Genomic DNA, 23,347 nt, shown 5'->3' with positions numbered 1-23,347 from the left:
ACAGGCACAAGGCGCCTGCCGGCTGGCCCGGGCAGCCATGTTGCGGCGGCAGTGCCCCTGTTTTTTGCTATGCTAGCGACTTTCCACCGGCCGATGCCGCTGCCTTGGCCGGCGCACCCTCAATACGGAGTAGTTATGGTCTCGTTGCAAGAGCAGTTTTTAAAGGCCGGCCTGGTCGACAAGAAGAAGGTCAAACTGGCCAACCAGGACAAGAGCAAGCAAAAAAAGGACGAGCGCAAGAGCGGCACGCAAAGCGTCGACGAGGTGCGCCTGGCCGCGCTCGAGACGCAGCGCAAGAACGCGGAACGCGCGCGTGAACTGAACGCCCAGCGCGACGCGGCCGCCAACCAGAAAGCCATCGTGGCGCAGATCGCGCAAATGGTGCAGAAGAACCGCCAGAGCAAGGGCAACAACGGCGACGTGCCGTATAACTTCACGTTCAATAACAAGATCGAGCGCATCTACGTGACGGCGGCCGTGCAAGCCCACCTGGTGGCGGGCCGTCTGGTCATCGTCTGCCTGGGCGGCGCCGTGGAACTGGTGCCGCGCATCATCGCCGACAAGATCGCCGAACGCGACCCCGCCATCGTCGTGCGCGTCAAGCAGGCCAGCACGGAAGTGGATGAGGACGATCCGTACGCGGCGTTCCAGATTCCTGATGATTTGATGTGGTAAATGGGTGACCGCCCGGCGCGCCGCTTGCTCATATGCGGCAGCGCGAACAGCCAGCGATGGACAGCCATCGGTGGCTTTGACGTATCCCATGGCGCCGGTTCATGGTGATGTCCGCGCAGGCGGCTTGGCCGCGGCCCCGATCATTTTCCATCCATTGCCGGAAGGGTCGCGAAAGCCCGCATCCACCTGGCCGTAGCGGTCCACAGGCTCCTGCGTGAATTCGACGCCGCTCTTGCTCAGGCGCTCGTATGCGGCGCGGCAGTCGTCCACCAGCAGCACCAGTGGCGGCATGGCTCCCTTCGCGACGATTTCATGCAGGGCTTGCGCGGTTGGCGCGTCGTGTATCGGGGGGCCGGGATGGAACAAGCCGAGCTGGAACGAGGGCTGATCCGCAGGCTGGACCGTCAGCCAGCGATAGTCGCCGTTTCGGACGTCCGTGTGGACGCGAAATCCCAATTTTTCGACGTAGAACGCAAGCGCCTCGTCCTGATCGCGCACATACAGGCCGACCACATTCACACTTTGAGTCATATCAGCTCCTTGAATTGAAGCTACAGTTTGCCAGCTGCTTTCCTGCGCCGCTTCTCCAAAACTGCGATATTCAGATTGGGCCGTTCGGCGTCGCGCATGACGCACTCGGGAATATGCGCGCCCACGTGCTGGACTGAGCGTTCGCGCATTCGCAGCTCGCCCGGGCTTGCCCCGGTGATGTCGCGGAAGATGCGCCCGAAGGTGCCAAGGCTGGTCCAGCCGGTTTGCAGTGCGATCTGCGTAATGGGCAGGTCGGTGCCGCGCAGTAGTGCCGTGGCCCGCTCGATACGGCGGGTAAGCAAATAGCGATGTGGGGGGAGGCCGAAGGCCTTTTTGAATTCGCGCGCGAAGTACGCCACCGAGACAGCGCTCACTTGCGCTAGCCGGTGAACGGGCCAATCCTCATCGGGGGCGCCGTCCATTCTATCTTTCGCACGCAACAATCGCCGCAATAGCAGGGGACTCTGACCCATCCTATCCTCGCGCCAAACGGTTAGTTATCCGGGCCGCCCACAGGAGCGGGGGAGACCGACAAGGGACTTCTCGGCCACAAACGAAAACGCCAACCGGCGAGGGTTGGCGTTCTGTAACAACTAATTCTTGGTGGCCCGGGGCGGAATCGAACCACCGACACAAGGATTTTCAATCCTCTGCTCTACCGACTGAGCTACCAGGCCAAGGTGGCGAATTATAGCAGACCAAAACGGGAATGCAAGAGCCGGCGACGACTTTTCCCGGATTTCCTGCATGGTCATCACATTACTTGCTTGTGGATCAAATATGATTTGATATAAACGGTATTTTTCTCAATAAAGGATGGGCGCATAGTGTGCTCATCGTTACTGACTTGAGAGGACTGCCGCATGAATACCCCCACCAATCACACCGCCATCCCTGAAATCGGCCTGGGCACCTTCCGTCTGCAGGGCCAGGTCGTCATCGATTCCGTCACCACGGGCCTGGACGTCGGCTACCGCCATATCGATACGGCGCAAATCTATGGCAACGAAGCCGAAGTGGGCCAGGCGATCGCCGCCAGCGCCGTCCCGCGCGACGCGCTGTTCGTCACCACCAAGATCTGGATCGACAATCTGCAGCGCGACAAGCTGATTCCCAGCCTGAAGGCCAGCCTGCGCAAGCTGCGGCTGGAACATCTGGACCTGACCCTGATCCACTGGCCGTCGCCGAACGACGCCATTCCCGTGGCCGACTACATGGCGGCGCTGGCGGAGGCCAAGGCGCAGGGGCTGACCAAGGCCATCGGCGTATCGAATTTCACCAACGCGCAGCTGCGGCAAGCCATCGATACGGTGGGCGCATCGGAAATCGCCACGCAGCAGGTTGAGATCCATCCGTTCCTGCAAAACCGCAAGGTCATCGATTTTGCGCAAAGCGAGGGCATCCACATCACGGCCTACATGCCGCTCGCGTATGGCAAGGTGATGGCCGACCCCGTGATCGCGGCCATCGCCGCCAGGCACGGCGTGACGCCGGCGAAAGTGGCCCTGAGCTGGTCGCTGCAGCAGGGCTTTGCCGTGATCCCGTCGTCGACCAAACGCGCCAACCTGGAAGCGAACCTGCATTTCCAGCGCATCACCCTGTCGCCGGACGAGATGGCGCAGATGGCCACCCTGGAGCGGGGCGAGCGCCTGGCCAACCCGGACGGCCTGGCGCCGCAGTGGGACTGAGATGGGCGCCATGATGAGGCTGGGGCAGGGCGGTTTCAGTATCGGCCTGGAACTGCGGCAGAAGCGCCGCCCGTTGGCCGAGGCGATGCAGGAGATCGCGGACCACGTGCTGCCTGTCTTTCATGGCGCCGCTTGATCTGAGGCACGCGTTCTGTACTTCCGGACTATCTGAAACAGCTGGGGCAAACGCTATAATGGCTCCATGAACAGTTCCACTCCCCCCACCATGCGGCGCTTCATGCACAGCCACAGCGACGTTTGCATCGTCGGCAACGGCGCCATCGCGAAAACCACGGCGCTGGCGTTTGCCCAGGCAGGACAAAGCGTCACCCTGTTATCTCCGGCGAGCCCGCCGGTGACCGCATCCCCTTCGGCCGCCAAGCCGGTCGAAGCCAGCTGGGACGTGCGCGTGTATGCGCTCAATCACACGGCGCACGACTTGCTGTCGTCGCTGAAGGTGTGGGGCGCTTTAGAGGCCGACAGGGTGGCGCCCGTCGACGCCATGCTGGTCAACGGCGACGGCGCGCAGGCGGGCGGACTCGGTTTCGACGCCTATGGCGCCCATGTGGGCAGCCTGGCGTGGATCATCGAAGACCGCAACCTGGGCCAGGCACTGGACGCCGCCCTGAAATTCGCGCCGAACGTCAGCGTGCTGCAGGGCCGCGCCAGCCGTCTGGAATGGACGAATGACTCGGCCATCGTGCACCTCGATGGCGGCGACACCATCACCTGTGCGCTGGTGGTGGGTGCGGACGGTGCCCAGTCGTGGGTGCGGGGCCAGTGCGACATCGGCCTCGATTACCGCTCGTATGGCCAGCGCGGCGTGGTCAGCAACTTCGCCTGCGAAAAGCCGCACCATGGCGCGGCCCACCAGTGGTTTACGGGCAGCGAAGGCATCGTCGCGCTGCTGCCGCTGCCGGGCGAGCGCGTCTCTCTCGTCTGGTCGGCGCCCGATGCGCTGGCCGATACCTTGATGGCCGAACCGGCCGATGCTCTGGCCGCGCGCCTTGCCGCATACTGCCAGGACAAGTTGGGCAAGCTCACGCCTTTGCAGCCGGAGCTGGTGCGCGCGTTTCCCCTGACCCTGATGCGCCCGCACGCCATGGTGGCGCCGCGCGTGGCCCTGGTGGGCGACGCCGCCCACGTGGTGCACCCGATGGCTGGCCACGGCATGAACCTGGGCTTTGCCGACGTGGCACAGCTGGTCAAGACGATCGCTGAACGCGAAGCGCACCGCGGCATCGGCGACGAACGCGTGCTGGCCCGCTATGCGCGCGCGCGCAAGGAAGACGTGCTGCTGATGCAGCTGGCCACCGATGGCCTGGCGCGATTATTTGGCGCCGATCTGGAACCGTTGCGCGTGGTTCGCAATTTGGGATTAAACTTGCTGGATAAATTACCTGCCCTGAAGCGGAAAATGATTTCGCACGCCTTGGGACATCAGTAAATATCAGCGTATCTTAAGATATCGCCGGATAATGGCATTAGTGAAAATTCAAGGTCGCCGCAGCTGGTCTGCGGCGCTCGTTTTATTAAAGAGATAACGGCGCCGGGCCCCCTGACAGTTTCGCCGGGCGTTTCAAGTGGAGAAGTGATAGTGATAACAATGAACAGAAGCATGAGCAAAATCGCCTTGCTGATGGCCTCGGGCCTGATGATGTCGTGCGCTGGCGCGGAAACGCCGACGGAAGCGAACATCAAAAAGCTGATCGAGCCGCGCCTGGGCGAAGGCGCCAAGGTCGATTCGGTCAAGGAAACGCCGTACGGGGGCCTGTACGAAGTGCGCACGGGTGGCGACATCCTGTACACGGACAAGAGCGCGCAATACCTGTTCGTCGGCCACGTCTTTGACGCCAAGACGTCGCAGGATCTCACCAAGGTGCGCCTGGACGAAGTCAACCGCATCAAGTTCTCCGATCTGCCGCTCGATTCGGCCATGAAAACCGTCAAGGGCAATGGCAAGCGCGTGATCGCCGTGTTCGAAGATCCGAACTGCGGTTATTGCAAGCGCTTCCGCCAGAACGCGCTGAAGGAAATCGACAACGTCACCGTCTACACCTTCATGTACAACATCCTGTCGCCCGATTCGATCGTCAAGTCGCGCAATGTGTGGTGCGCGCCGGACCGCAACAAGGCCTGGGATGACTGGATGTTGAACGGCAAGGCGCCAGCCACGGTCGCGGCCACTTGCGCCAACCCGCATGAAAAAATCCTGGCCCTGGGCCAGCAGCTGCGCGTCTCGGGCACGCCAGCCATCTTCTTTGCCGACGGCAGCCGCATTCCGGGCGCGGTCGATGCGAAAACGCTGGAACAGAAATTCTCGACCATTAAGTAATCCGGGCTGTCGCCAGGAAGGCTGGACGGCGCGCCCTCGCAAGGCGCGCTTTTTTTTGCGTTTTTTTTCGCTGTCGTATCATCAAGTGTTGTTCGTAGACGCCATAACAATCCAAAAAAGGGGAAGCAGCAGATGATTACCTTGAATATCAACGGAAGCGACACGCAAGTCGACGCCGATCCCTCCACGCCCATCCTGTGGGCGCTGCGCGATAACCTGAACATGACGGGCACCAAGTTCGGTTGCGGCGCGGCCCTGTGCGGCGCCTGCACGGTGCACCTCGACGGCCAGCCTATCCGCTCGTGCATCACGCCGATTTCCTCGGTGGGCGCGCAAAAGATCACCACCATCGAAGCGATGGAAAACGACCAGGTGGGCAAGGCCGTGCAGGCAGCATGGGTGCGCCACGACGTGCCGCAATGCGGCTACTGTCAAAGCGGCCAGGTGATGAGCGCGACGGCGCTGCTGCGCACCAACAAGGCGCCCAGCGATGCCGACATCGACGGCGCCATGAGCGGCAATATCTGCCGCTGCGGCACCTATCAACGGATCCGCGCGGCCATCAAGGACGCGGCCAAGACCCTGGCCTGAGGAGAACGGCATGCGTATCGAATGGTTGAATCAGGAAGCATTGCAGCATGGCGGGGTGACCCTGGGCGCGGCGCTGGCATCGGCGCCGGTGGCTGTGGTTGGCGCGGCCGATGGCGTGTCGCGGCGCGGTTTCATGAAAGCCGGCGCGGTGGCTGGCGGCGGCTTGATGCTGGGCTTTTTCCTGCCGGGCGCAGGCAAGCTGGCGCAGGCGGCCGATGCCGCGCCCGCCAAGCCCGTGTATGCGCCGAACGCGTTTTTGCACATCGCCCCCGATAACACGGTGACGGTGCAGGTGAACCGGCTGGAATTTGGCCAGGGCGTGCAAACGAGCTTGCCCATGCTGATCGCCGAGGAACTCGACGCCGACTGGAGCCTGGTGCATGGCGCACTGGCGCCGGCCGGCGAGCAGTATAAGGATGCCGCCTACGGCATGCAGATGACGGGTGGCTCGGGCAGCATCGCCCACTCGTTTACGCAGTACCGCGAAATCGGCGCCAAGGCGCGCGCCATGCTGGTGGGCGCCGCTGCCGCACAGTGGAAGGTCAATCCCGACCAGGTGCGCGCCGCCAAGGGTGTGCTGTATGGGCCTGGCGGACAAAAGGCGACCTACGGCGAGTTTGCCGACGCGGCCATGCGCCAGCCCGTGCCCACCATCGTCAAACTGAAAGACCCGCGCGAATTTTCCATCATCGGCAAACCCGTGAAACGCCTGGACGCGGCCGCCAAGTCGACGGGCAAGCAGCAGTTCGGCATCGACTTCAAGCCGCCCGGAGCGAAAGTGGCCATGGTGGCGCGTCCGCCCGTGTTTGGCGCCAAGGTGGCGAAATTCGACGCCAGCAAGGCGAAAGCCATCAAGGGCGTGCTGGACGTGCTGGAAGTGAAGACCGACCGTGGCGGCAGCGGCGTGGCCGTCATCGCCGACGGCTACTGGCCCGCCAAGCAGGGGCGCGATGCGCTGGTGATCGAATGGGATACGAGCGCCGTGGAAAAGGTCAGCAGCGACAAGCAGCTGGCCGCCTTCAAGGCGCTGGCGAAAACGCCGGGCACCGTCGCCAGGCCTGCCGACATGGGCAAGCTGGCCAAGGCGCCGAAGAAGATCGAAGCCGTCTACGAATTCCCCTACCTGGCGCATGCGCCGATGGAGCCGCTCAACTGCGTCGTCGACCTGCAAGCGGACAAATGCACGATGTGGGTCGGTTCGCAATTCCAGACGGGCGACCAGGCGGCGATTGCCGCGACTTCCGGCCTGAAACCGGAGCAGGTGACCCTGCACACGATGATGGCAGGCGGCGGCTTTGGCCGGCGCGCCGTGCCCTCGTCCGACTACGTGGTCGAAGCCGTCAACGTCGCCAAGGCGTACCGCGCGGCGGGCAAGAGCGGCCCATTGAAATTGATGTGGAGCCGCGAGGACGACATCAAGGGCGGCTACTACCGGCCGTCGCATGTGCACCGCGCGCAGATCGGCCTCGACGCCAAGGGCAATATCCTCGCCTGGGACCACACCATCGTGGGCCAGTCCATCATGGCTGGCACGCCGTTCGAAGCCTTCATGGTGAAAAATGGCGTCGACGGTACCATGGTCGAAGGCATGGGCGAGCCGTACACCTTGCCGATGAAGCTGTCCGTGCACACGGCCAAGGCGAACGTGCCCGTGCTGTGGTGGCGCTCCGTCGGCTCGACGCACACGGCCTTCGTCATGGAAACCCTGATCGACGAGGCGGCGCACGTGGCGAAGATGGACCCCGTCGCCTACCGCAAGCAGCTGATCGACGCCAAGCACACGCGCCACATCGCCGCGCTGGACCTGGCCGTGGCCAAGTCCGGCTATGGCAAGAAGAAGCTGCCGAAGGGACAAGCCTGGGGCGTGGCCATGCACGAGTCGTTCAATTCCGTCGTCGCCTACGTGGTGACGGCCTCGGTGGTGGAAGGCGCACCCAAGCTGCACCAGGTATGGGCGGGCGTGCATTGCAACCTGGCCGTCAACCCCTTGACGATCGAGGCGCAAGTGCAGGGCGCCGCGCTGATGGCGCTGGGCATGACCATCCCCGGCGCGGCCATCACGCTCAAGGATGGCGTGGTGGAGCAGCAGAACTTCGGCGACTATCCGGTGCCGCGCATGCCCGACATGCCCGTGATCGAGGTGCACCTGGTGCCGTCGGGCGACGCGCCGACGGGCATGGGTGAGCCGGGCGTGCCGCCACTGGCGCCTGCATTCGCCAATGCGCTGTTCTCCCTGACGGGCAAGCGCCTGCGCAAGCTGCCGTTCGACCTGGCGGCCGCATGACGGCAGCGGTTTTTTGAGTACGGTCGGCATCTTGCTGGCAGCCGGAAGGGGACGCAGGTTCGACCCTTCCGGCATACAGAATAAATTATTACAGCCGCTGGCCGAAGGCCCGCATGCGGGCTTGCCCGTGGTGGTGGCGGCAGCAAAAGCCATGCTGGCCGCCTTGCCGCGCGTGCTGGCCGTGGTGCGCGCAGACGATACGCAGGTGGCGCGCGTGCTCGGCGCGCTGGGCTGCGAAGTGCGCGTCTGCCATGACGCCGACACGGGCATGGCCGCCTCGCTCACCTGCGCCATCGATTACGTGCGCGGCGCGCCGGGCTGGCTGATCGCCTTGGGCGACATGCCTTTCGTGGAAGCGGCTACAATCGCCGCCTTGTCGCAAGCCATTGGCGATGGCGCGCACATCGCCGTGCCCGTGTTCGAGGGACGGCGCGGCAATCCTGTCGCGTTTGGCGCCTATCACTTGCCGCTGCTGCTGGCGCTCGATGGCGACCAGGGCGCGCGCAGCATCGTCAACAGCCATGCCGTATGCGAAGTGACAGTGGACGACGGCGGCATCTTGCGCGATATTGATACACCTGACGATTTGTCGCCGGTGCATGGCGCGCCCGGGCGATTGTAGAATATCCATGCCAGACACGAGGAAAACATGAAGAAAGCACCGATTAAAAAAATCACCGCAAAAGCCTCCGGCAATGCCACAAGCAAAGCCGTTGCGAAAACCAAGACGAAAGCCGTACCGGCCGCCGGCATCATCTACAGCATCGCCGCAGCGGACCTGGCCGGCCACATGTTCAAGGTGACGTTGACCGTCAAGTCGCCGGCCGCCATCGGCCAGGTGCTGTCCCTGCCGGCCTGGATCCCGGGCAGCTACATGATCCGCGAATTTTCGCGCAACATCGTCAGCATCCGCGCCGAGTCCGAAGGCAAGGACGTGGCGCTGACCAAACTGGACAAGCACTCGTGGCAAGCCGCCCCGTGCAAGGGCCCGTTGACGGTCGAATACGACGTATATGCGTGGGATTTGTCCGTGCGCGCCGCCCACCTGGACCAGAATCATGGTTTCTTCAACGGCACCAGCGTGTTCCTGCGCGTGCTGGGCCAGGAATCCGACGCCCATGAAGTGCACATCGTGCAGCCCAAGGATGCGGCCTGCAAGACCTGGAAAGTGGCCACCACCTTGCCGGAGCTGAAAGCGAAGCGCTATGGCTTCGGCAGCTACCAGGCAGCCAACTATGATGAATTGATCGACCACCCGGTGGAGATGGGCGACTTCGCGCTGGCCACCTTCACCGCGCATGGCGTGCCGCACGATATCGTCGTCACGGGCAAGGTACCGAACCTGGACCTGGACCGTTTATGCCGCGACCTGAAAGCCATCTGCGAAACGCAGATCGCCTTCTTCGAGCCGAAGACAAAGAAGGCGCCGATGGACCGTTATGTGTTCATGACCATGGCCGTCGGCGACGGTTACGGCGGCCTCGAACACCGCGCCTCGACGGCGCTGATCTGCGCGCGCGCCGACTTGCCGACGACGGCGTCAAACGGCACCGAGATCGGCGACGGCTACCTGAAATTCCTGGGCCTGTGCAGCCACGAGTACTTCCACACCTGGAACGTCAAGCGCATCAAGCCGGCCGCCTTTGCGCCGTACAACCTGCAGGCGGAAAGCTACTCGCCGCTGCTGTGGCTGTTCGAAGGCTTCACCAGCTATTACGATGACCTGATGCTGGTGCGCGCGGGCCTGATCGACGAAGCGGCCTATTTCAAGCTGCTCGGAAAAACCGTCAACAGCGTCTTGCGCGGCAGCGGCCGCACCAAGCAAAGCGTGGCCGATTCCAGCTTCGACGCCTGGGGCAAGTACTACCGCCAGGATGAAAACGCGCCGAACGCCATCGTCAGCTACTACACCAAGGGTTCGCTGATCGCGTTGGCCTTCGACCTGACGATCCGCACGAAGACGAACGGCGAGAAATCGCTGGATGACGTGATGCAGGCGCTGTGGCAGCGCTATGGCCGCGATTTCTACAAGGGCAAAGCGCGCGGCGTGACGCCGGCCGAAGTCGAAGCCCTGTTCGATGAAGTTTCCGGCACGCGCATGAAGCCGTTCTTCGAGCGCTACATCCGCGGCACGGACGACGTGCCGCTGGCACGCATGCTGGCACCGTTCGGCGTGAAATACAGCGACGCGCGCAAGGCGGAAAAAGCCAGCCTGGACGTCAACCTGGGCCGCGACGGCAACGACGCCAAACTGGCACAGGTGCACCAGGGCGGCGCCGCCCACGCAGCCGGCCTGTCGGCGGGCGACGTGCTGGTGGCCGTCGATGGCTTGCGCGTGACGGGCACCAACCTGGACACCCTGCTGGGCCGCTACGCCGTTGGCGCCAGGGTGGCCATCCACGCGTTCCGCCGCGACGAGCTGATGACGTTCGCTGCCGTGCTGCAGGGCGACCGCGTGCCGGGCGTCAGCCTGGCCCTGCTGCCGGCGCCAAAGAAAGCCACGGGACCGAAGCGTCCTAGCGCTGTATAAGCTGTTCGTCACGCGGTAAGACAGAGAACCGGCCGTCACTGGCCGGTTTTCTATTTCAGGCTGCAATTTCTCAATGCAGCGTATCCGCCGGCATTGGTGTCTTGCCATCATTATTTACTGCATATGAACTAATTTTTCCTTAACTAAACTAAAATTGCCGAACTGCTTCTTTTAGATCGCGCCCAACGTGCAAACCCTCGATCCTCGAACCATCATGCTGATGACGACCCTGATGTGCGGGGCGATGAGCATCGTCATGTTCTCGGTGTATCGCAGCTTCCGGCGCGAGGTGCAGGGCCTCGGGCATTGGGCGGCCGGTCTGCTGTTGCTGGTGTGCGCATCCCTGCTGTTCGGCACCCGCGAGGTGCTGCCGCCGGCATTGTCCATGATGGCGGCCAACGCGACGCTGGTGGCCGGCATCGGCCTGTCGATGCTGGGCACGGAGAAATTCTTCGGCCTGGCGCCCAGCCGCCGCGCCTATCTGCTGATACTTGCACTGGCCATCGCCGGCAATAGCTGGTGGCTGCTGGCGCGCCCCGATTTCTCGGTGCGCGTGGCGGTCTTTTCCCTGCTGGTCTTCCTGTTTTACGCGCGCCAGGTGCAGCTGGTGTGGCGCCATGGCGAGCGCCACTTTTCCAGTTTTTTCTTTGGCGCGCTGATGCTGATGCAAGCCGTCGTGGTGCTGGCGCGCGGCGTGTCGGCCTTGCTGCATGGCGGCGCCAGCGTGAACCTGATAGTGGCCGGCACGCCGGCCGGCATCTATCTGGCGGTCGCCAATTTCATGGCGCTGCTGCTGACGGTGGGCTTCATGACGGTGGCCACGCGGCGCCTGCAGCAGATACTGGAGCGCCGTTCGACCCACGATCCGTTGACGCAGGTGCTGAACCGGCGCGGCTTTGGCGACGCCTATGCGCGCGAGACAGGCAATCTGCGGCGGCGCCGTTTGCCGCTGACACTGCTCAGCATCGACCTCGATTACTTCAAATTGATCAATGACCGCTACGGTCACGCGGTGGGCGACCAGGTGCTGGCGCACGTGGCCACGGTCATCGGCAGCGCCTTGCGCGAATCGGATTGCGTGGCGCGTTTCGGCGGCGAGGAGTTCGTCGTGCTGATGCCGGACATGCCGGCGCATAACGCGCTGGGCGTGGCCGAACGCATCCGGGCCTTGCTGCACGAGCCCAGTCATGCGGGCCTGCCGCCGTGTACGGTCAGCATCGGCGTCGCTTGCCAGGCATCGGTGGTGGAGGGGCTGGAACAGTTGCTGTCGCGCGCCGATGCGGCCCTGTACCTGGCCAAGGAGCGGGGACGCGACCGTATCGAACTCGATGCGTGCGCGGTTACTGAGGGCCGGACAATGTCCGCAGCTGGAAGCGGTACTGGTCGTTGAACAGGAAGGTTTCGGAAAAATCGAAGGTCCGGGCGTGGCGGCGCATCAGGTGCCCGGCCGGTGGAAACGCGTTTTGCACGCGCCGCACGGCGGCCAGCGCGGCGGCCGATGCTTCGCTGTTGCGCGAACGGTGCACGTGCACGCTTTTCAGTTCGCCGTCAGGGCCCACGCTCAGGTCGAGCACGACGATGGCCGGCAGCATGGGCGGCAGGCGCCCGCTGAACGTGTATTCTGCGTTGGCCGCCATGATCTGCTGCGCCACCAGCGATTTGTAGGCGTCGATGCTGGCGGCCAGCTGTATCGCGGCCGGCGTGCGAGGGGGCGTGGACGTGGGGGCGTTCACCGCTGGTGGCGGCGTACTTTGGCAGGCTGCCAGCAGGCTGGCGGCGGCAAGGACGGTGATCGCGTGTCTCATGGCTGCCAGCCTACCATGGTTTAGCTGAACAGGCGCTCCAGTTCCACGCCGGGGTCTGGCGCACGCATGAACGCTTCGCCCACGAGGAAGCTGTGGATGTGCGCATCGCGCATGCGCTGTACGTCGGCCGTGCTGTGGATGCCCGATTCCGTGATGATCAATTTGTCTTGCGGGATGCGCGGCAGCAGGCCGAGTGTCGTTTCCAGCGACGTCTCGAACGTGCGCAGGTTGCGGTTGTTGATGCCGATCAGCGCGCTCTTGAGCTTGAGGGCCGCCGTCAGTTCGTCGCCGTCGTGGCTTTCGATCAGCACGCCCATGCCCAGTTCGTGGGCGCACGCTTCCATCTCCGCCATCAAGCCATGGTCGAGCGCCGCGACGATCAGGAGGATGCAGTCGGCGCCCATGGCCCGCGCTTCATAGATCTGGTACATGTCGACCATGAAATCCTTGCGCAGCACGGGGATGGCGCAGGCGGCGCGCGCCTGCTGCAGATACTCCACGCTGCCCTGGAAGAACTGCTCGTCGGTCAGCACGGACAGGCAAGCCGCGCCGTGCTGGGCATAGCTGGCGGCGATGTCTGCGGGGCGGAAGTCGGCGCGGATCACGCCTTTCGACGGCGATGCTTTTTTCACTTCTGCGATGATGCCGGGCTTGCCGGCGGCGATGTGCTGGCGCAGGCTTGCTTCAAAGCCGCGCAAGCCGGCGCGCAGTGCGCTGTCGCTTTCCACGTCGCCGCGCAGGCTGGCCAGGCTGCGGCGGGCTTTGGCCTTGGCCACTTCATCGGCTTTGACGGCCAGGATTTTATCGAGTATGTCTGACATGATGGTCGCTATTCTATAAAGGAGGGCGGAGGACTTACGCTTGCGCCGGGGTGCCCAGCTGCTGCGTCACCTGCACGAATTGGTCGAGTTTCGCCAGCGCGGCGCCCGAGCTGACGGCGGTGCGCGCGCGCGCCAGGCCGTCTTCGATCGAGCTGGCCACGCCGGCTGCATACAGCGCCGTGCCCGCGTTCAGGGCGACGATGTCGGCAGCGGCACCGGGCTCGCCGCGCAGCGCTTCCATCATCTTCGCTTTCGATTCGGTGGAATCGGCCACTTTCAGGTTGCGGCTGGCGATCATCGACATGCCGAAGTCTTCCGGATGGATTTCATATTCGCGGATTTCGCCGTTGACCAGCTCACCGACGAGGGTAGAGGCGCCGAGCGACACTTCATCCATATTGTCGCGGCCATATACGACGATCGCATGCTGCGCGCCCAGGCGCTGCAGCACACGCACCTGGATGCCGACCAGGTCGGCGTGGAACACGCCCATCAAGATGTTCGGCGCGCCGGCCGGATTCGTCAGCGGCCCGAGGATATTGAAAATCGTGCGCACGCCCAGCTCCTTGCGCACGGGCGCCGCATGCTTCATGGCCGCATGGTGGTTCGGTGCGTACATGAAGCCGATGCCCGTTTGCGCGATCGACTGGGCGATCTGCTCGGGCTGCAGGTTGATGTTGACGCCCAGGGAGTCCAGCACGTCGGCGCTGCCGGACGAGGATGAGACGCTGCGCCCGCCATGCTTGGCCACGCGCGCGCCGGCCGCCGCCGCCACGAACATCGAGGCGGTGGAAATGTTGAATGTGTGCGCGCCGTCGCCGCCCGTGCCGACGATGTCGAGCAGGTTGGTGGTGTCGGCCATGGGCACCTTGGTGGAAAACTCGCGCATCACTTGCGCGGCGGCGGCGATTTCGCCGATGGTTTCCTTTTTCACGCGCAAGCCCATGGTGAGGGCCGCGATCATGGTGGGCGACATTTCGCCGGACATGATCTGGCGGAAAAGGTACAGCATTTCGTCGTGAAAGATCTCGCGGTGTTCGATGCAGCGCAGCAGGGCTTCTTGTGGTGTGATCGGCATGATGCTTCCTTCTTCAATGATGGCGCAGGAGGACACTGATGGCACGCCGGAGCGTGCGCATGGGATCAGCGCTCGAGAAAATTCTTCAGCAGGGCGTGGCCGTGTTCCGAGAGGATCGATTCGGGGTGGAACTGCACGCCCTCGATATCGTATTCCCGGTGGCGCACGCCCATGATTTCGCCGTCGTCCGTCCACGCCGTCACTTCCAGGCAGGAAGGCAGCGAGGCGCGTTCGATCGCCAAAGAGTGGTAGCGGATCACTGTGAAGGGGCTGGGCAAGCCTTTGAAGACGCCCACGCCCGTATGCGCGATGAGGGAAGTCTTGCCATGCATGACTTGCTTGGCGCGGATGACCTTGCCGCCAAACGCTTCGCCGATGGCCTGGTGGCCCAGGCACACGCCCAGTATCGGCTTCTTGCCGGCGAAGTGCTTGAGCACTTCCACCGAAATGCCCGCCTGCGCTGGCGCTTTCGGGCCGGGCGAGATGCAGATGCGGTCCGGGTTCAGCGCCTCGATCTGTTCGATCGTGATTTCATCGTTGCGGTAGACCCGCACGTCTTCGCCCAGCTCGCCGAAATACTGCACGATGTTGTAGGTGAAGGAGTCGTAGTTGTCGATCATGAGCAGCATCTTAAAACCCTCCATCCAGGCCATCTTGCACTTGTTCGGCGGCGCGCAGTACGGCGCGCGCCTTGTTTTCCGTTTCCTGCCATTCCATTTCGGGAATGGAGTCGGCCACGATGCCGGCCGCGGCCTGCACGTACAACATGCCGTCCTTGACCACGCCCGTGCGGATGGCGATCGCCACGTCCATTTCGCCGCCAAACGACAGGTAGCCGCAGGCGCCGCCGTAGATGCCGCGCTTGGTGATTTCCAGTTCGTCGATCACTTCCATGGCGCGCACTTTCGGCGCGCCCGTCAGGGTGCCGGCGGGGAAGGTCGCGCGCAGTACGTCGAGGTTCGACAAGCCTTTCTTCAAGGTGCCTTCCACGTTCGAGACGATGTGCTGCACGTGCGAGTATTTTTCGATGACCATGCGGTCGGTGACGTGCACGCTGCCCGTCTCCGCAATGCGGCCGATGTCGTTGCGCGCCAGGTCGATCAGCATCACGTGCTCGGCGATTTCTTTCGGATCGGCCAGCAGCTCGGCTGACAGCGCGGCGTCGCTCTCCGGCGTGGCGCCGCGCGGACGGGTGCCAGCGATGGGGCGCAGGGTGACTTTCTTGCCGCCACCGGCCGTGTTCTCGTTGCGCACCAAAATCTCGGGCGAGGCGCCGATGATCTGCATGTCGCCGAAATTATAGAAGTACATATACGGCGATGGGTTGAGCGAACGCAAGGCGCGGTACAAAGTCAGCGGCGAGTCGACATACGGTTTGCGGATGCGCTGGCCGATCTGCACCTGCATCAGGTCGCCCGCCATCACGTATTCATGCGCCTTGGCGACGGCCTTCAGATAGTCTTCCTTGGAAAAGTCGCGGATGGTTTCCGTGCGCACGGAAGCGCTGGTGACGGGCGCATCGACACCGCGGCGCAGCATCATGCGCAAATCCTTCAGGCGCTGCTGCGCTTTCGAAAACGACTCGGGCTGTGTCGTATCGGCGTAGACGATCAGGTAGAGCTTGCCGGACAGGTTGTCGATGACGGCCAGTTCTTCCGTCACCATCAGCTGGATGTCGGGCAGCTTCAAGTCATCTTTCGGCGCGCCGCCGGCCAGTTTTTTCTCGATGTGGCGCACGGTGTCGTAGCCGAAGTAGCCGGCCAGGCCGCCGCAGAAGCGCGGCATGCCGGGGCGCAGGGCGACCTTGAAGCGCGACTGGTACTGTTCGATGAAGTCGAGCGGATTGCCTTCGTGCTCTTCGATCACGACGCCGTTCTTGACGATTTCGGTGCGCTTGCCATGGCTGCGCAACACGGTCGTGGCGGGCAAGCCGATGAAGGAATAGCGGCCGAAGCGTTCGCCGCCGACGACGGATTCAAGCAAAAAGGTGTTCTTGCCGCCTTGCTGGGCCTGTGCCAGTTTCAGGTACAGGGTGAGCGGTGTTTCCAGGTCGGCGAACGCTTCCGCGATCAGGGGGATGCGGTTGTAGCCTTGCTGGGCCAGCGATTTGAATTCGAGTTCGGTCATGTTTCTCTCCATGCCGTCAGGGTATGCGTGTGCATGGTGCACAAACCCTGCGGTGGGTTATCAAAAAACTTGCCGGGGCACGCAACATGCGCAATGTGCGCAAACTATACGGGTGCAGCCGGCAGCAATCGTAACGGCTCGGCCCTTAAGCCTGCCAGGATTGCCAGCGTCGCCAAAGCCAGGCCTCAATCGAGCCGGTTTGGGTGACATTGTGTTTTTTGATGAGAAACGTGTTCACGATATGGTGGTGGGTTTGGTCAGTATGCCGGTTAGTTTTGCATGCTAATAAAACGGGCTGCTTCGAGCAGTGTCTTTACTATACCATCGGAATCGGTATCGTGTATAGAGTGTCCGTGATTGTAGCCATACGGTACCGTCAGTACGGGGCAAGCCGCAGCCCTGGCCGCTTGCGCGTCATTCGAGGAGTCGCCGATGGCCACCACTTTGGCGGGCGCCAGGTCGAAATCCGCGCACACTTGCAGCAGCGGCATCGGGTCCGGCTTCTTCCTCGGCAGCGAATCGCCGCCGTAGACGATCTCGAAATATTGGTCGAGATTTTTCTGCTTCAGCAGGGGCAGGGCGAAGGCGATCGGCTTGTTGGTGACGCAGGCCAGGCGCAAGCCCGCCGCCTTCATCGCCGCCAGTCCCGCTTCCACGTCCGGATACAGGGTGCTGAACTGGCCGTTGATGGCCAGGTAGTGGCGCTGGTAGCCGTCCATCGCCTGCTCGAAACGCTGTTCCACGCCGGCCGCATCGAAGTCGAGCGCCAGCACGGTGCGGATCAGGTTTTCCGAGCCCTTGCCCACCATCAGTTTGATGGCGTCGGCGCTGATGGGTGCCAGGTCCAGTTCCGCGCGCATGCCGTTGATGGCGACATGAAAATCGGGCACGGTGTCGAGCATCGTGCCATCGAGGTCGATGATGGCGGCGCGCACGCCGGCCAGTACGTGGTCTTTCACCGTGCCCGCTTGCATCAGGCGCCCTTGACGGCTGCCAGCTCGGCGCGCATGGCGTCGATGACGGCTTTGTAGTCTGGCTTGCCGAAGATGGCCGAGCCGGCGACAAAGGTGTCGGCGCCGGCAGCGGCGGCAGCGGCGATGTTGTTGATCTTGATGCCGCCATCGACTTCCAGCATGATGTCACGGCCCGATTCGTCGATCATGCGGCGCGCTTCGGCGATTTTCTTCAGCGCCTGCGGGATGAAGGACTGGCCGCCGAAGCCTGGATTGACGGACATGATCAGGATGATGTCGATCTTGTCCATCACGTGTTCCAGGTAGTGCAGCGGCGTGCCCGGGTTGAATACCAGGCCCGATTTGCAGCCATTGTCGCGGATCAGCTGCAAGGAACGGTCGACGTGATCCGACGCTTCCGGGTGAAAGGTGATGATGTTCGCGCCAGCCTTGGCGAAATCCGGGATAATGCGATCGACAGGCTTGACCATCAGGTGCACGTCGATGGGCACTTGCACGTGCGGGCGGATCGCTTCGCACACCAGCGGGCCGATGGTCAGGTTCGGCACATAATGGTTATCCATCACGTCGAAGTGGATGATGTCGGCGCCGGCGGTAACGACGTTGCGCACTTCCTCGCCCAGGCGGGCAAAGTCGGCGGACAGGATGCTGGGAGCGATACGGAATGTAGTCATGGTGGAGTAGCCAAAGGATAGAAAATGCGAAGATGCGCTATTTTACGCTTGACGCCGCTGCCATGCCTCATTGAAGCACGATGAAACACAGAATACACGGCGCGCCGTGGCCTATGCGGCACACGCGCCGCCATAATGACTGCAATGTCTGAATAGGAATGACGATGGCGACTTATGAATTTACGGTAACGGTCAAGACGCAATACCTGCCCGAGCAATCGGCACCGGACCAGGGGCGGCACGTGTTCAGCTACACGATTCGCGTCGTCAACACGGGCACGGCTGGCGCGCAACTGATTTCGCGCCACTGGGTCATCACGGATGCGAACAACAAGGTGGAAGAGGTGCGCGGCCTGGGCGCCGTCGGCCACCAGCCGCTGCTGCAGCCGGGCGAACAGTTCGAATACACGAGCGGCACCATGCTGGGCACGCCGCAAGGCTCGATGCACGGCGAGTATTTCTGCGTGGCCGAAGATGGCCATCAGTTTGAAGCGCCGATTCCCGAGTTCGTGCTGTCGGTGCCACGCACCCTGCATTGACGCAACGCCGGGGGGCTTGCGCCCCTTACTTCAGTTTTTCGGTGCTGTCCTGTTCTTCGCCGAGCTGCTTGCGCGCCGGTGGGACGGGTTTTTTACCCGAATACATGGTCCACCAGACTATAAATGCCAGCAAGAAGAACGCCATCAGCGCCTCTATCATCAAGATCCACATACGCACCCCTATGTTATTTACCCGCAGCTTAGTATTTACCCGCCGTCTGTTGACACGCGGTAGTCTACCCGTTTCAGTCGGCGCCGTCGCGCTTGCGCTGTCCGCCTGTACCACGCCGCCCGCGCCGCCCGCTGCCAGCGGCAAGGCGCCGCCCATCGCGCCGACCGTCGTCAGGCCAGTTCCGGCCAAGCCGGCCGACGCCAAGGACGCCGCGGATGTGGCGGCGCCCACCTTCGTGCCCGCCAAATTTTCCGCCTTGCCTGGCTGGGCCCGCGACGACATGCGCGCCGCCTGGCCCGCCTTCATGGCTTCGTGCGGCGTGCTTGTGAAACGTCCGGACTGGAAGGAATCGTGCACCATCGCGCGCCAGGTCAATGCCGACAGCGACAAGGCCATCCGCCTGTTCTTCGAGACGTTCTTTGTGCCGAATCAAGTCATCACCGCCGATGGCGCCAGTACCGGCTTGGTGACCGGCTACTACGAGCCGCTGCTGCACGGCGCGCGCAAGCGGGGCGGTCCATACCAGACACCGCTGTACAAGGTGCCCGACGACCTCGTCTCGGTGGATTTGTCCGGCGTGTATCCGGAATTGAAGAACATGCGCTTGCGGGGCAAGCTGGTCGGCAAGAAAGTGATCCCGTATGCGACCCGCGCCGACATCGAGCGCGCCACGTCCGTCACGGGCAAGGAATTGCTGTGGGTGGATGATGAAGTCGAAGCCTTCTTCCTGCAGGTGCAGGGCTCCGGCCGCGTGCAGCTGACCGATACGCAGGAAACCGTGCGCGTGGCGTACGCGGACCAGAATGGTCATCCGTATAAATCGATCGGCCGCTACCTGGTCGACAAGGGCGAGCTGACCCTGAGCCAGGCCTCCGCGCAGGGCATCAAGGCGTGGATCGCCGGCCACCCCACGCGCAAGGATGAATTGTTCAACGCCAATCCCAGCTATGTCTTCTTCAAGGAAGAGCGCCTGCCCGATCCGAAAGTGGGGCCGAAGGGGGCGCTGGGCGTGCCATTGACGCCGCAGCGCTCGGTGGCCATCGATTCGCGCTTCTTGCCGCTGGGCGCGCCCGTGTTCCTGTCCACCACGCAAGCCAATAGCGAGATTCCCATGCAGCGCCTGGTGATGGCGCAGGATACGGGCGGCGCCATTCGCGGGCCTATCCGTGTTGATTACTTCTTTGGTTTTGGCGCGGAAGCGGCCGAGAATGCGGGCCGCATGAAGCAGAGCGGCGCCGTGTGGGTGTTGTTGCCGAAGCAGGCGCCGGCGCGCTAGGGAAAGCGTCGCCGGGCAGTTCGTGGTGTCGCTTAGCGCAAGACCATCACTGGCAAGTGGGTATGCGCCAGCACTTTTTGCGTTTCGCTGCCCACGAACAGCTTGTTCAAGCCCTTGCGGCCATGCGAGGCCATCAGGATGATGTCGCAATGGTAGGTTTGCGCTGCATTGACGATTTCATCGTGCGGGCTTGGCGACACGGCGACCACGCCTTCGAAAGGTACGCCGGCGGCGCGCGCCGCTTCGCCGATCTTGTCGATGGCGCGTTGGGACGCTTCCTGCATCTGCTGTTCATACAGGCTGGCGTCGAGCACGATGCCGCCGTCCGCCATCGGCGAGAACGGAAACGGCTGCACCACGCTGATGGCGACCAGTTTGGCCTTGTTCAATTGGGCGAAGGCGAGGGCGGTCTCGGCGGCTTTGTCGGACAGCGGCGAGCCGTCGGTGGGAAATAAGATGGTGTTAAACATAGCGTGCTCCTCAAGTGATGTAAGACAGCTTATGGATTTACATCAATTAAAACCTTGATATAAATCAAACCTCACAGGCTTTGGCGTGAATAGTGTCGCCAAGGCAATCTTTTGCCAGTGTATTCCCGTTCACCGCTTCAGGTGCGCACGCTACGCAGCGGCGTGCCCCACACCATGGCCACCGTCAACACGATGCTGCCGGCCGCGATGCAGGCCAGGCCATTGCGCACGCCAAAATGTTCCGCTATCCAGCCGGCGGCCAGCGCACCCAGCGGCGCCGTGGCCACCGTCAGGAAGCGCATGGTCGACGTCATGCGACCCAGCATGGGGTCGGGTGTGACTTTCTGGCGCAAGCCCAGGTAGGGAATAAAGAACAGCATCACGCCGCAATCGAAAAAGAACATCAAGATGGCATACGCCACGGCGCTGGCGGCCGCGCTGCCGAACAGCGCGGCGGGTATCGTGGGCGTCAGGGCAAAACAGAGCGAGGTCGATGCCAGGCCGATCAGGATGGTGCGGCCGGCGCCATAGCGCTTCGTCAAGGGCTTGACGATGAAGGCGCTGAGCAGGACGCCGGCGCCGCCGAGCATCTGCGTCATGCCCAGCACGCCCGGACTCATGCCCAGGTCGCGTGTGGCGAACAGCACCGTCAAGGCCATGCTGGCGTAAAACAGGAAGTGCCAGATGCCGGCGCCCCAGGCCAGCGCGCGCAGCAGCGGTTCGCGCCAGACGAACAGCAAGCCGTCGGCGATGTCGCGCAAGGCGTGCTTGTCGGATGGAGCAGGGCGCGGGTCGCGCACGCTCATGGCGCGCAAATTGCAAACCGAAATCAGATAGCCGCACGCCGTGCACAGGATGGCGACGGGCGCCGACAGCACTTGCACCAGCACGCCGGCCAGGCCGGGACCGATCAGGCGCGAAGCCGATTCGGTGGCGGCAAATTTCGACTGCGCATCGATCAAGCCATCGCGGCCCACGAGGAAAGTCAGAAACACCTGTTCGGCGCCGCCACCGACGACGAAGCCCGTGCCGATGATGAAGCCCACTATATATAACCATGGCATCGACAGCACGCCGCACCAGTAAGCCACGGCGACGCTGGCCAGGGCCAGGCCCGACATGCTTTCGCTGAACAGCATGATCGGGTGCTTGCTGCGCCGGTCCAGCAGCACGCCGACGGGCAAGCCGAAGAGGGCGAACGGCAGCGCCTGCAGCGCAACCAGCACGCCCATCTGTTCCGGCGTCGCATGCAGCAAGAGCACCGCGCACAGGGGCAGGGCCAGCGAGGTGATCTGGGCGCCGAAGCAATTGAGGCCGTTGCTGAACCACAGGCGGCGGAAGTTGACGCTGGCGGCGCTGCCGTCGCCGCGCAGGTAGTGGGCGCAATACTGGAAGAGGGAGGAGAAAATATGCTGCTCGATAAAAAAGATCGGGCTCACAATAATAGCAGCGCACCTGCCGCGCCGCTGCCGTTAGCCGCTACAATCGTTGCACCGTTCATCGAGAGGAGACACCATGCAATACGAAGACCTGATCATCGATATCCAGGACAAAGTGGCGGTCATCCGCCTGAACCGCCCCAAGGCGCTCAATGCCTTGAATGAGAACATGATGAATGAGCTGGGCGACGCCTTGCTGAAGTTCGATGCCGACGAGAGTATCGGCTGCATCGTCCTCACGGGCAGCGAAAAAGCATTTGCCGCCGGCGCCGATATCGCCGCCATGGCCGATTACACCTACCCGGATACCTATGCCCAGGGCTACATCAGCCGCAACTGGGAGCATATCTTGCGCGTGCGCAAACCGGTGGTGGGCGCTGTGGCCGGCTATGCGCTCGGTGGCGGCTGCGAACTGGCCATGATGTGCGATTTCCTGATCGCCGCCGACAGCGCCAAATTCGGCCAGCCGGAAATCAAGGTCGGCGTCACGCCGGGGGCGGGCGGCACGCAGCGTTTGCCGCGCGCCATCGGCAAGGCCAAGGCCATGGATCTGTTGCTGACGGCGCGCACCATCGATGCTACCGAGGCGGAACGCATCGGCCTCGTGTCGCGCGTGGTGCCGGCTGACAAATTGCTGGAAGAAACCCTGGCCGCCGCCAAGACCATCGCCGCCATGCCGACCTCGGTTGCCATGATGATCAAGGATTGCGTCAACCGCGCGTTTGAAACGACATTGACCGATGGTGTCGCCTACGAGCGTCGTTTGTTCCAGGCTGCCTTCGGTACGCCTGCGCAAAAAGAAGGCATGCACGCTTTCCTTGAAAAGCGCTTGCCAAACTTCGATGGTCTTTGATATGATTCGCCTCCCCGATGAGACGCACTGGTTTGCGGCACAAAAGGGACGGCCTTCAGGGGCTGGGTAGTAGAAAAAGAAGGTTGACGAAATGCTGCAAACGCTTCATACTCTTCCTTCTTCGCAGCTGACAAACACAACGCTTTGTCGATAGCGCGAAAGCAGTACCGAATACAGTTCTTTAACAATTAACAGTCGATAAGTGTGGGCATTTGATGTAGTGCAGCGATGATCTTCGGATTGTCGTAATACTTAAAATATCAAATGTTCACAAGAAATAATGAAATAGGCGCTACGAAAGTAGTGGCCTGTCAGTTTTTTGAGTGAGCGACCCGTCGCAAGACGGTGCCAATAAAATGGCAAAGTAACAGAGATTAAACTGAAGAGTTTGATCCTGGCTCAGATTGAACGCTGGCGGCATGCCTTACACATGCAAGTCGAACGGCAGCACGGAGCTTGCTCTGGTGGCGAGTGGCGAACGGGTG

General features: G+C 62.7%; 25 protein-coding genes, 1 tRNA gene and 1 rRNA gene. 14 read left to right on the top strand and 13 right to left on the bottom strand.

Annotation, left to right across the window (positions count from 1 at the left end):
• The first annotated feature begins 135 nt into the window (after positions 1-135).
• Positions 136-675, top strand: a complete 540-nt coding sequence (locus tag MRBLMS1_RS15120; RefSeq protein WP_034753528.1) for a DUF2058 domain-containing protein — start codon at positions 136-138, stop codon at positions 673-675.
• A 99-nt stretch (positions 676-774) separates the two neighbouring features.
• On the opposite strand, the gene MRBLMS1_RS15115 is transcribed toward MRBLMS1_RS15120, so the two are convergent.
• From MRBLMS1_RS15115 to MRBLMS1_RS15105, 3 genes are all read right to left on the bottom strand, one after another.
• On the bottom strand, positions 775-1,206 hold the full coding sequence (locus MRBLMS1_RS15115; protein WP_128141211.1) for a VOC family protein: 432 nt from the start codon (positions 1,204-1,206) through the stop codon (positions 775-777).
• Positions 1,207-1,226: 20 nt separating this feature from the next.
• Positions 1,227-1,679 (bottom strand): helix-turn-helix transcriptional regulator, encoded by a 453-nt coding sequence (locus MRBLMS1_RS15110; RefSeq protein WP_128141212.1) that lies wholly within the window; start codon positions 1,677-1,679, stop codon positions 1,227-1,229.
• A gap of 128 nt (positions 1,680-1,807) precedes the next feature.
• Positions 1,808-1,883 (bottom strand) — tRNA-Phe (locus MRBLMS1_RS15105).
• A 186-nt stretch (positions 1,884-2,069) separates the two neighbouring features.
• On the opposite strand from MRBLMS1_RS15105, the gene dkgB reads away from it, so the two are divergent.
• The 9 genes from dkgB (at position 2,070) to MRBLMS1_RS15060 (ending at position 12,024) form a co-directional block, all read left to right on the top strand.
• Positions 2,070-2,894, top strand: coding sequence for a 2,5-didehydrogluconate reductase DkgB (gene dkgB, locus MRBLMS1_RS15100; protein WP_485880147.1), 825 nt, complete (start codon positions 2,070-2,072; stop codon positions 2,892-2,894).
• 1 nt (position 2,895) lies between these two features.
• On the top strand, positions 2,896-3,030 hold the full coding sequence (locus tag MRBLMS1_RS15095; protein WP_485880145.1) for a hypothetical protein: 135 nt from the start codon (positions 2,896-2,898) through the stop codon (positions 3,028-3,030).
• A gap of 66 nt (positions 3,031-3,096) precedes the next feature.
• Positions 3,097-4,341 (top strand): FAD-dependent monooxygenase, encoded by a 1,245-nt coding sequence (locus MRBLMS1_RS15090; RefSeq protein ID WP_485880143.1) that lies wholly within the window; start codon positions 3,097-3,099, stop codon positions 4,339-4,341.
• A gap of 171 nt (positions 4,342-4,512) precedes the next feature.
• A complete protein-coding gene (locus MRBLMS1_RS15085) occupies positions 4,513-5,229 on the top strand; it encodes a DsbC family protein (RefSeq protein ID WP_223279140.1) in 717 nt (238 codons plus the stop codon).
• Between the two features lie 132 nt (positions 5,230-5,361).
• Positions 5,362-5,820, top strand: a complete 459-nt coding sequence (locus tag MRBLMS1_RS15080) for a (2Fe-2S)-binding protein (protein ID WP_099378614.1) — start codon at positions 5,362-5,364, stop codon at positions 5,818-5,820.
• A gap of 10 nt (positions 5,821-5,830) precedes the next feature.
• The gene (locus tag MRBLMS1_RS15075) at positions 5,831-8,104 is read left to right on the top strand and encodes a xanthine dehydrogenase family protein molybdopterin-binding subunit (RefSeq protein WP_485880140.1); all 2,274 of its coding nucleotides are present in this window, start codon (positions 5,831-5,833) and stop codon (positions 8,102-8,104) included.
• Positions 8,105-8,117: 13 nt separating this feature from the next.
• The gene (locus MRBLMS1_RS15070) at positions 8,118-8,726 is read left to right on the top strand and encodes a nucleotidyltransferase family protein (RefSeq protein ID WP_456148435.1); all 609 of its coding nucleotides are present in this window, start codon (positions 8,118-8,120) and stop codon (positions 8,724-8,726) included.
• Positions 8,727-8,753: 27 nt separating this feature from the next.
• On the top strand, positions 8,754-10,634 hold the full coding sequence (locus MRBLMS1_RS15065) for a M61 family metallopeptidase (protein WP_485880137.1): 1,881 nt from the start codon (positions 8,754-8,756) through the stop codon (positions 10,632-10,634).
• Between the two features lie 187 nt (positions 10,635-10,821).
• Positions 10,822-12,024, top strand: coding sequence for a GGDEF domain-containing protein (locus MRBLMS1_RS15060; protein WP_485880135.1), 1,203 nt, complete (start codon positions 10,822-10,824; stop codon positions 12,022-12,024).
• Here MRBLMS1_RS15060 and MRBLMS1_RS15055 read toward each other — a convergent pair.
• From MRBLMS1_RS15055 to rpe, 7 genes are all read right to left on the bottom strand, one after another.
• Entirely contained in the window at positions 11,975-12,439 is a 465-nt protein-coding gene (locus tag MRBLMS1_RS15055) for a hypothetical protein (protein ID WP_139092641.1), read from the bottom strand. The two genes, MRBLMS1_RS15060 and MRBLMS1_RS15055, sit on opposite strands and share 50 nt — an antisense overlap.
• Positions 12,440-12,459: 20 nt before the next feature.
• Positions 12,460-13,260: an indole-3-glycerol phosphate synthase TrpC gene (trpC, locus tag MRBLMS1_RS15050; RefSeq protein ID WP_456148437.1), complete on the bottom strand. Its 801-nt coding sequence runs from the start codon at positions 13,258-13,260 to the stop codon at positions 12,460-12,462.
• A gap of 34 nt (positions 13,261-13,294) precedes the next feature.
• A complete protein-coding gene (gene trpD / locus MRBLMS1_RS15045; protein WP_034753540.1) occupies positions 13,295-14,338 on the bottom strand; it encodes an anthranilate phosphoribosyltransferase in 1,044 nt (347 codons plus the stop codon).
• 65 nt (positions 14,339-14,403) lie between these two features.
• The gene (locus MRBLMS1_RS15040) at positions 14,404-14,967 is read right to left on the bottom strand and encodes an aminodeoxychorismate/anthranilate synthase component II (protein WP_092719017.1); all 564 of its coding nucleotides are present in this window, start codon (positions 14,965-14,967) and stop codon (positions 14,404-14,406) included.
• Position 14,968: 1 nt separating this feature from the next.
• A complete protein-coding gene (gene trpE / locus MRBLMS1_RS15035) occupies positions 14,969-16,465 on the bottom strand; it encodes an anthranilate synthase component I (RefSeq protein WP_485880131.1) in 1,497 nt (498 codons plus the stop codon).
• A 269-nt stretch (positions 16,466-16,734) separates the two neighbouring features.
• Positions 16,735-17,439 carry a phosphoglycolate phosphatase gene (locus tag MRBLMS1_RS15030; protein ID WP_319992283.1) on the bottom strand — a complete coding sequence of 235 codons (705 nt, stop codon included), beginning with the start codon at positions 17,437-17,439 and terminating at the stop codon, positions 16,735-16,737.
• Positions 17,439-18,113, bottom strand: a complete 675-nt coding sequence (gene rpe, locus MRBLMS1_RS15025; protein ID WP_485880129.1) for a ribulose-phosphate 3-epimerase — start codon at positions 18,111-18,113, stop codon at positions 17,439-17,441. Before rpe ends, MRBLMS1_RS15030 begins: the two co-directional genes overlap by 1 nt.
• Positions 18,114-18,277: 164 nt before the next feature.
• Here rpe and apaG point away from each other — a divergent pair, with 164 nt between their 5' ends.
• On the top strand, positions 18,278-18,652 hold the full coding sequence (apaG, locus tag MRBLMS1_RS15020) for a Co2+/Mg2+ efflux protein ApaG (protein ID WP_034753698.1): 375 nt from the start codon (positions 18,278-18,280) through the stop codon (positions 18,650-18,652).
• A gap of 25 nt (positions 18,653-18,677) precedes the next feature.
• Here the strand turns inward: apaG and MRBLMS1_RS15015 are convergent, their stop codons facing one another.
• A complete protein-coding gene (locus tag MRBLMS1_RS15015; RefSeq protein WP_485880127.1) occupies positions 18,678-18,824 on the bottom strand; it encodes a hypothetical protein in 147 nt (48 codons plus the stop codon).
• 49 nt (positions 18,825-18,873) lie between these two features.
• Here MRBLMS1_RS15015 and mltA point away from each other — a divergent pair, with 49 nt between their 5' ends.
• The gene (mltA, locus tag MRBLMS1_RS15010) at positions 18,874-20,100 is read left to right on the top strand and encodes a murein transglycosylase A (protein WP_485880125.1); all 1,227 of its coding nucleotides are present in this window, start codon (positions 18,874-18,876) and stop codon (positions 20,098-20,100) included.
• A 32-nt stretch (positions 20,101-20,132) separates the two neighbouring features.
• On the opposite strand, the gene MRBLMS1_RS15005 is transcribed toward mltA, so the two are convergent.
• Together MRBLMS1_RS15005 and MRBLMS1_RS15000 are read right to left on the bottom strand one after the other, a co-directional pair.
• Positions 20,133-20,570, bottom strand: coding sequence for a universal stress protein (locus MRBLMS1_RS15005; protein ID WP_034753546.1), 438 nt, complete (start codon positions 20,568-20,570; stop codon positions 20,133-20,135).
• 137 nt (positions 20,571-20,707) lie between these two features.
• Complete coding sequence (locus MRBLMS1_RS15000; RefSeq protein ID WP_223279143.1) at positions 20,708-22,009, bottom strand: MFS transporter; 1,302 nt, start codon at positions 22,007-22,009, stop codon at positions 20,708-20,710.
• A gap of 76 nt (positions 22,010-22,085) precedes the next feature.
• On the opposite strand from MRBLMS1_RS15000, the gene MRBLMS1_RS14995 reads away from it, so the two are divergent.
• Together MRBLMS1_RS14995 and MRBLMS1_RS14990 are read left to right on the top strand one after the other, a co-directional pair.
• Complete coding sequence (locus MRBLMS1_RS14995) at positions 22,086-22,862, top strand: enoyl-CoA hydratase (RefSeq protein WP_139092644.1); 777 nt, start codon at positions 22,086-22,088, stop codon at positions 22,860-22,862.
• A gap of 376 nt (positions 22,863-23,238) precedes the next feature.
• Positions 23,239-23,347 (top strand): 16S ribosomal RNA (locus tag MRBLMS1_RS14990); the annotation flags it as partial.

Source organism: Massilia sp. LMS1-1-1.1, from assembly GCF_040815535.1.
GTDB lineage: Bacteria > Pseudomonadota > Gammaproteobacteria > Burkholderiales > Burkholderiaceae_D > Janthinobacterium > Janthinobacterium aestuarii.
The sequence above is the reverse complement of the archived record's forward strand: the minus strand, read 5'-3'. Positions and strand labels throughout refer to the sequence as shown.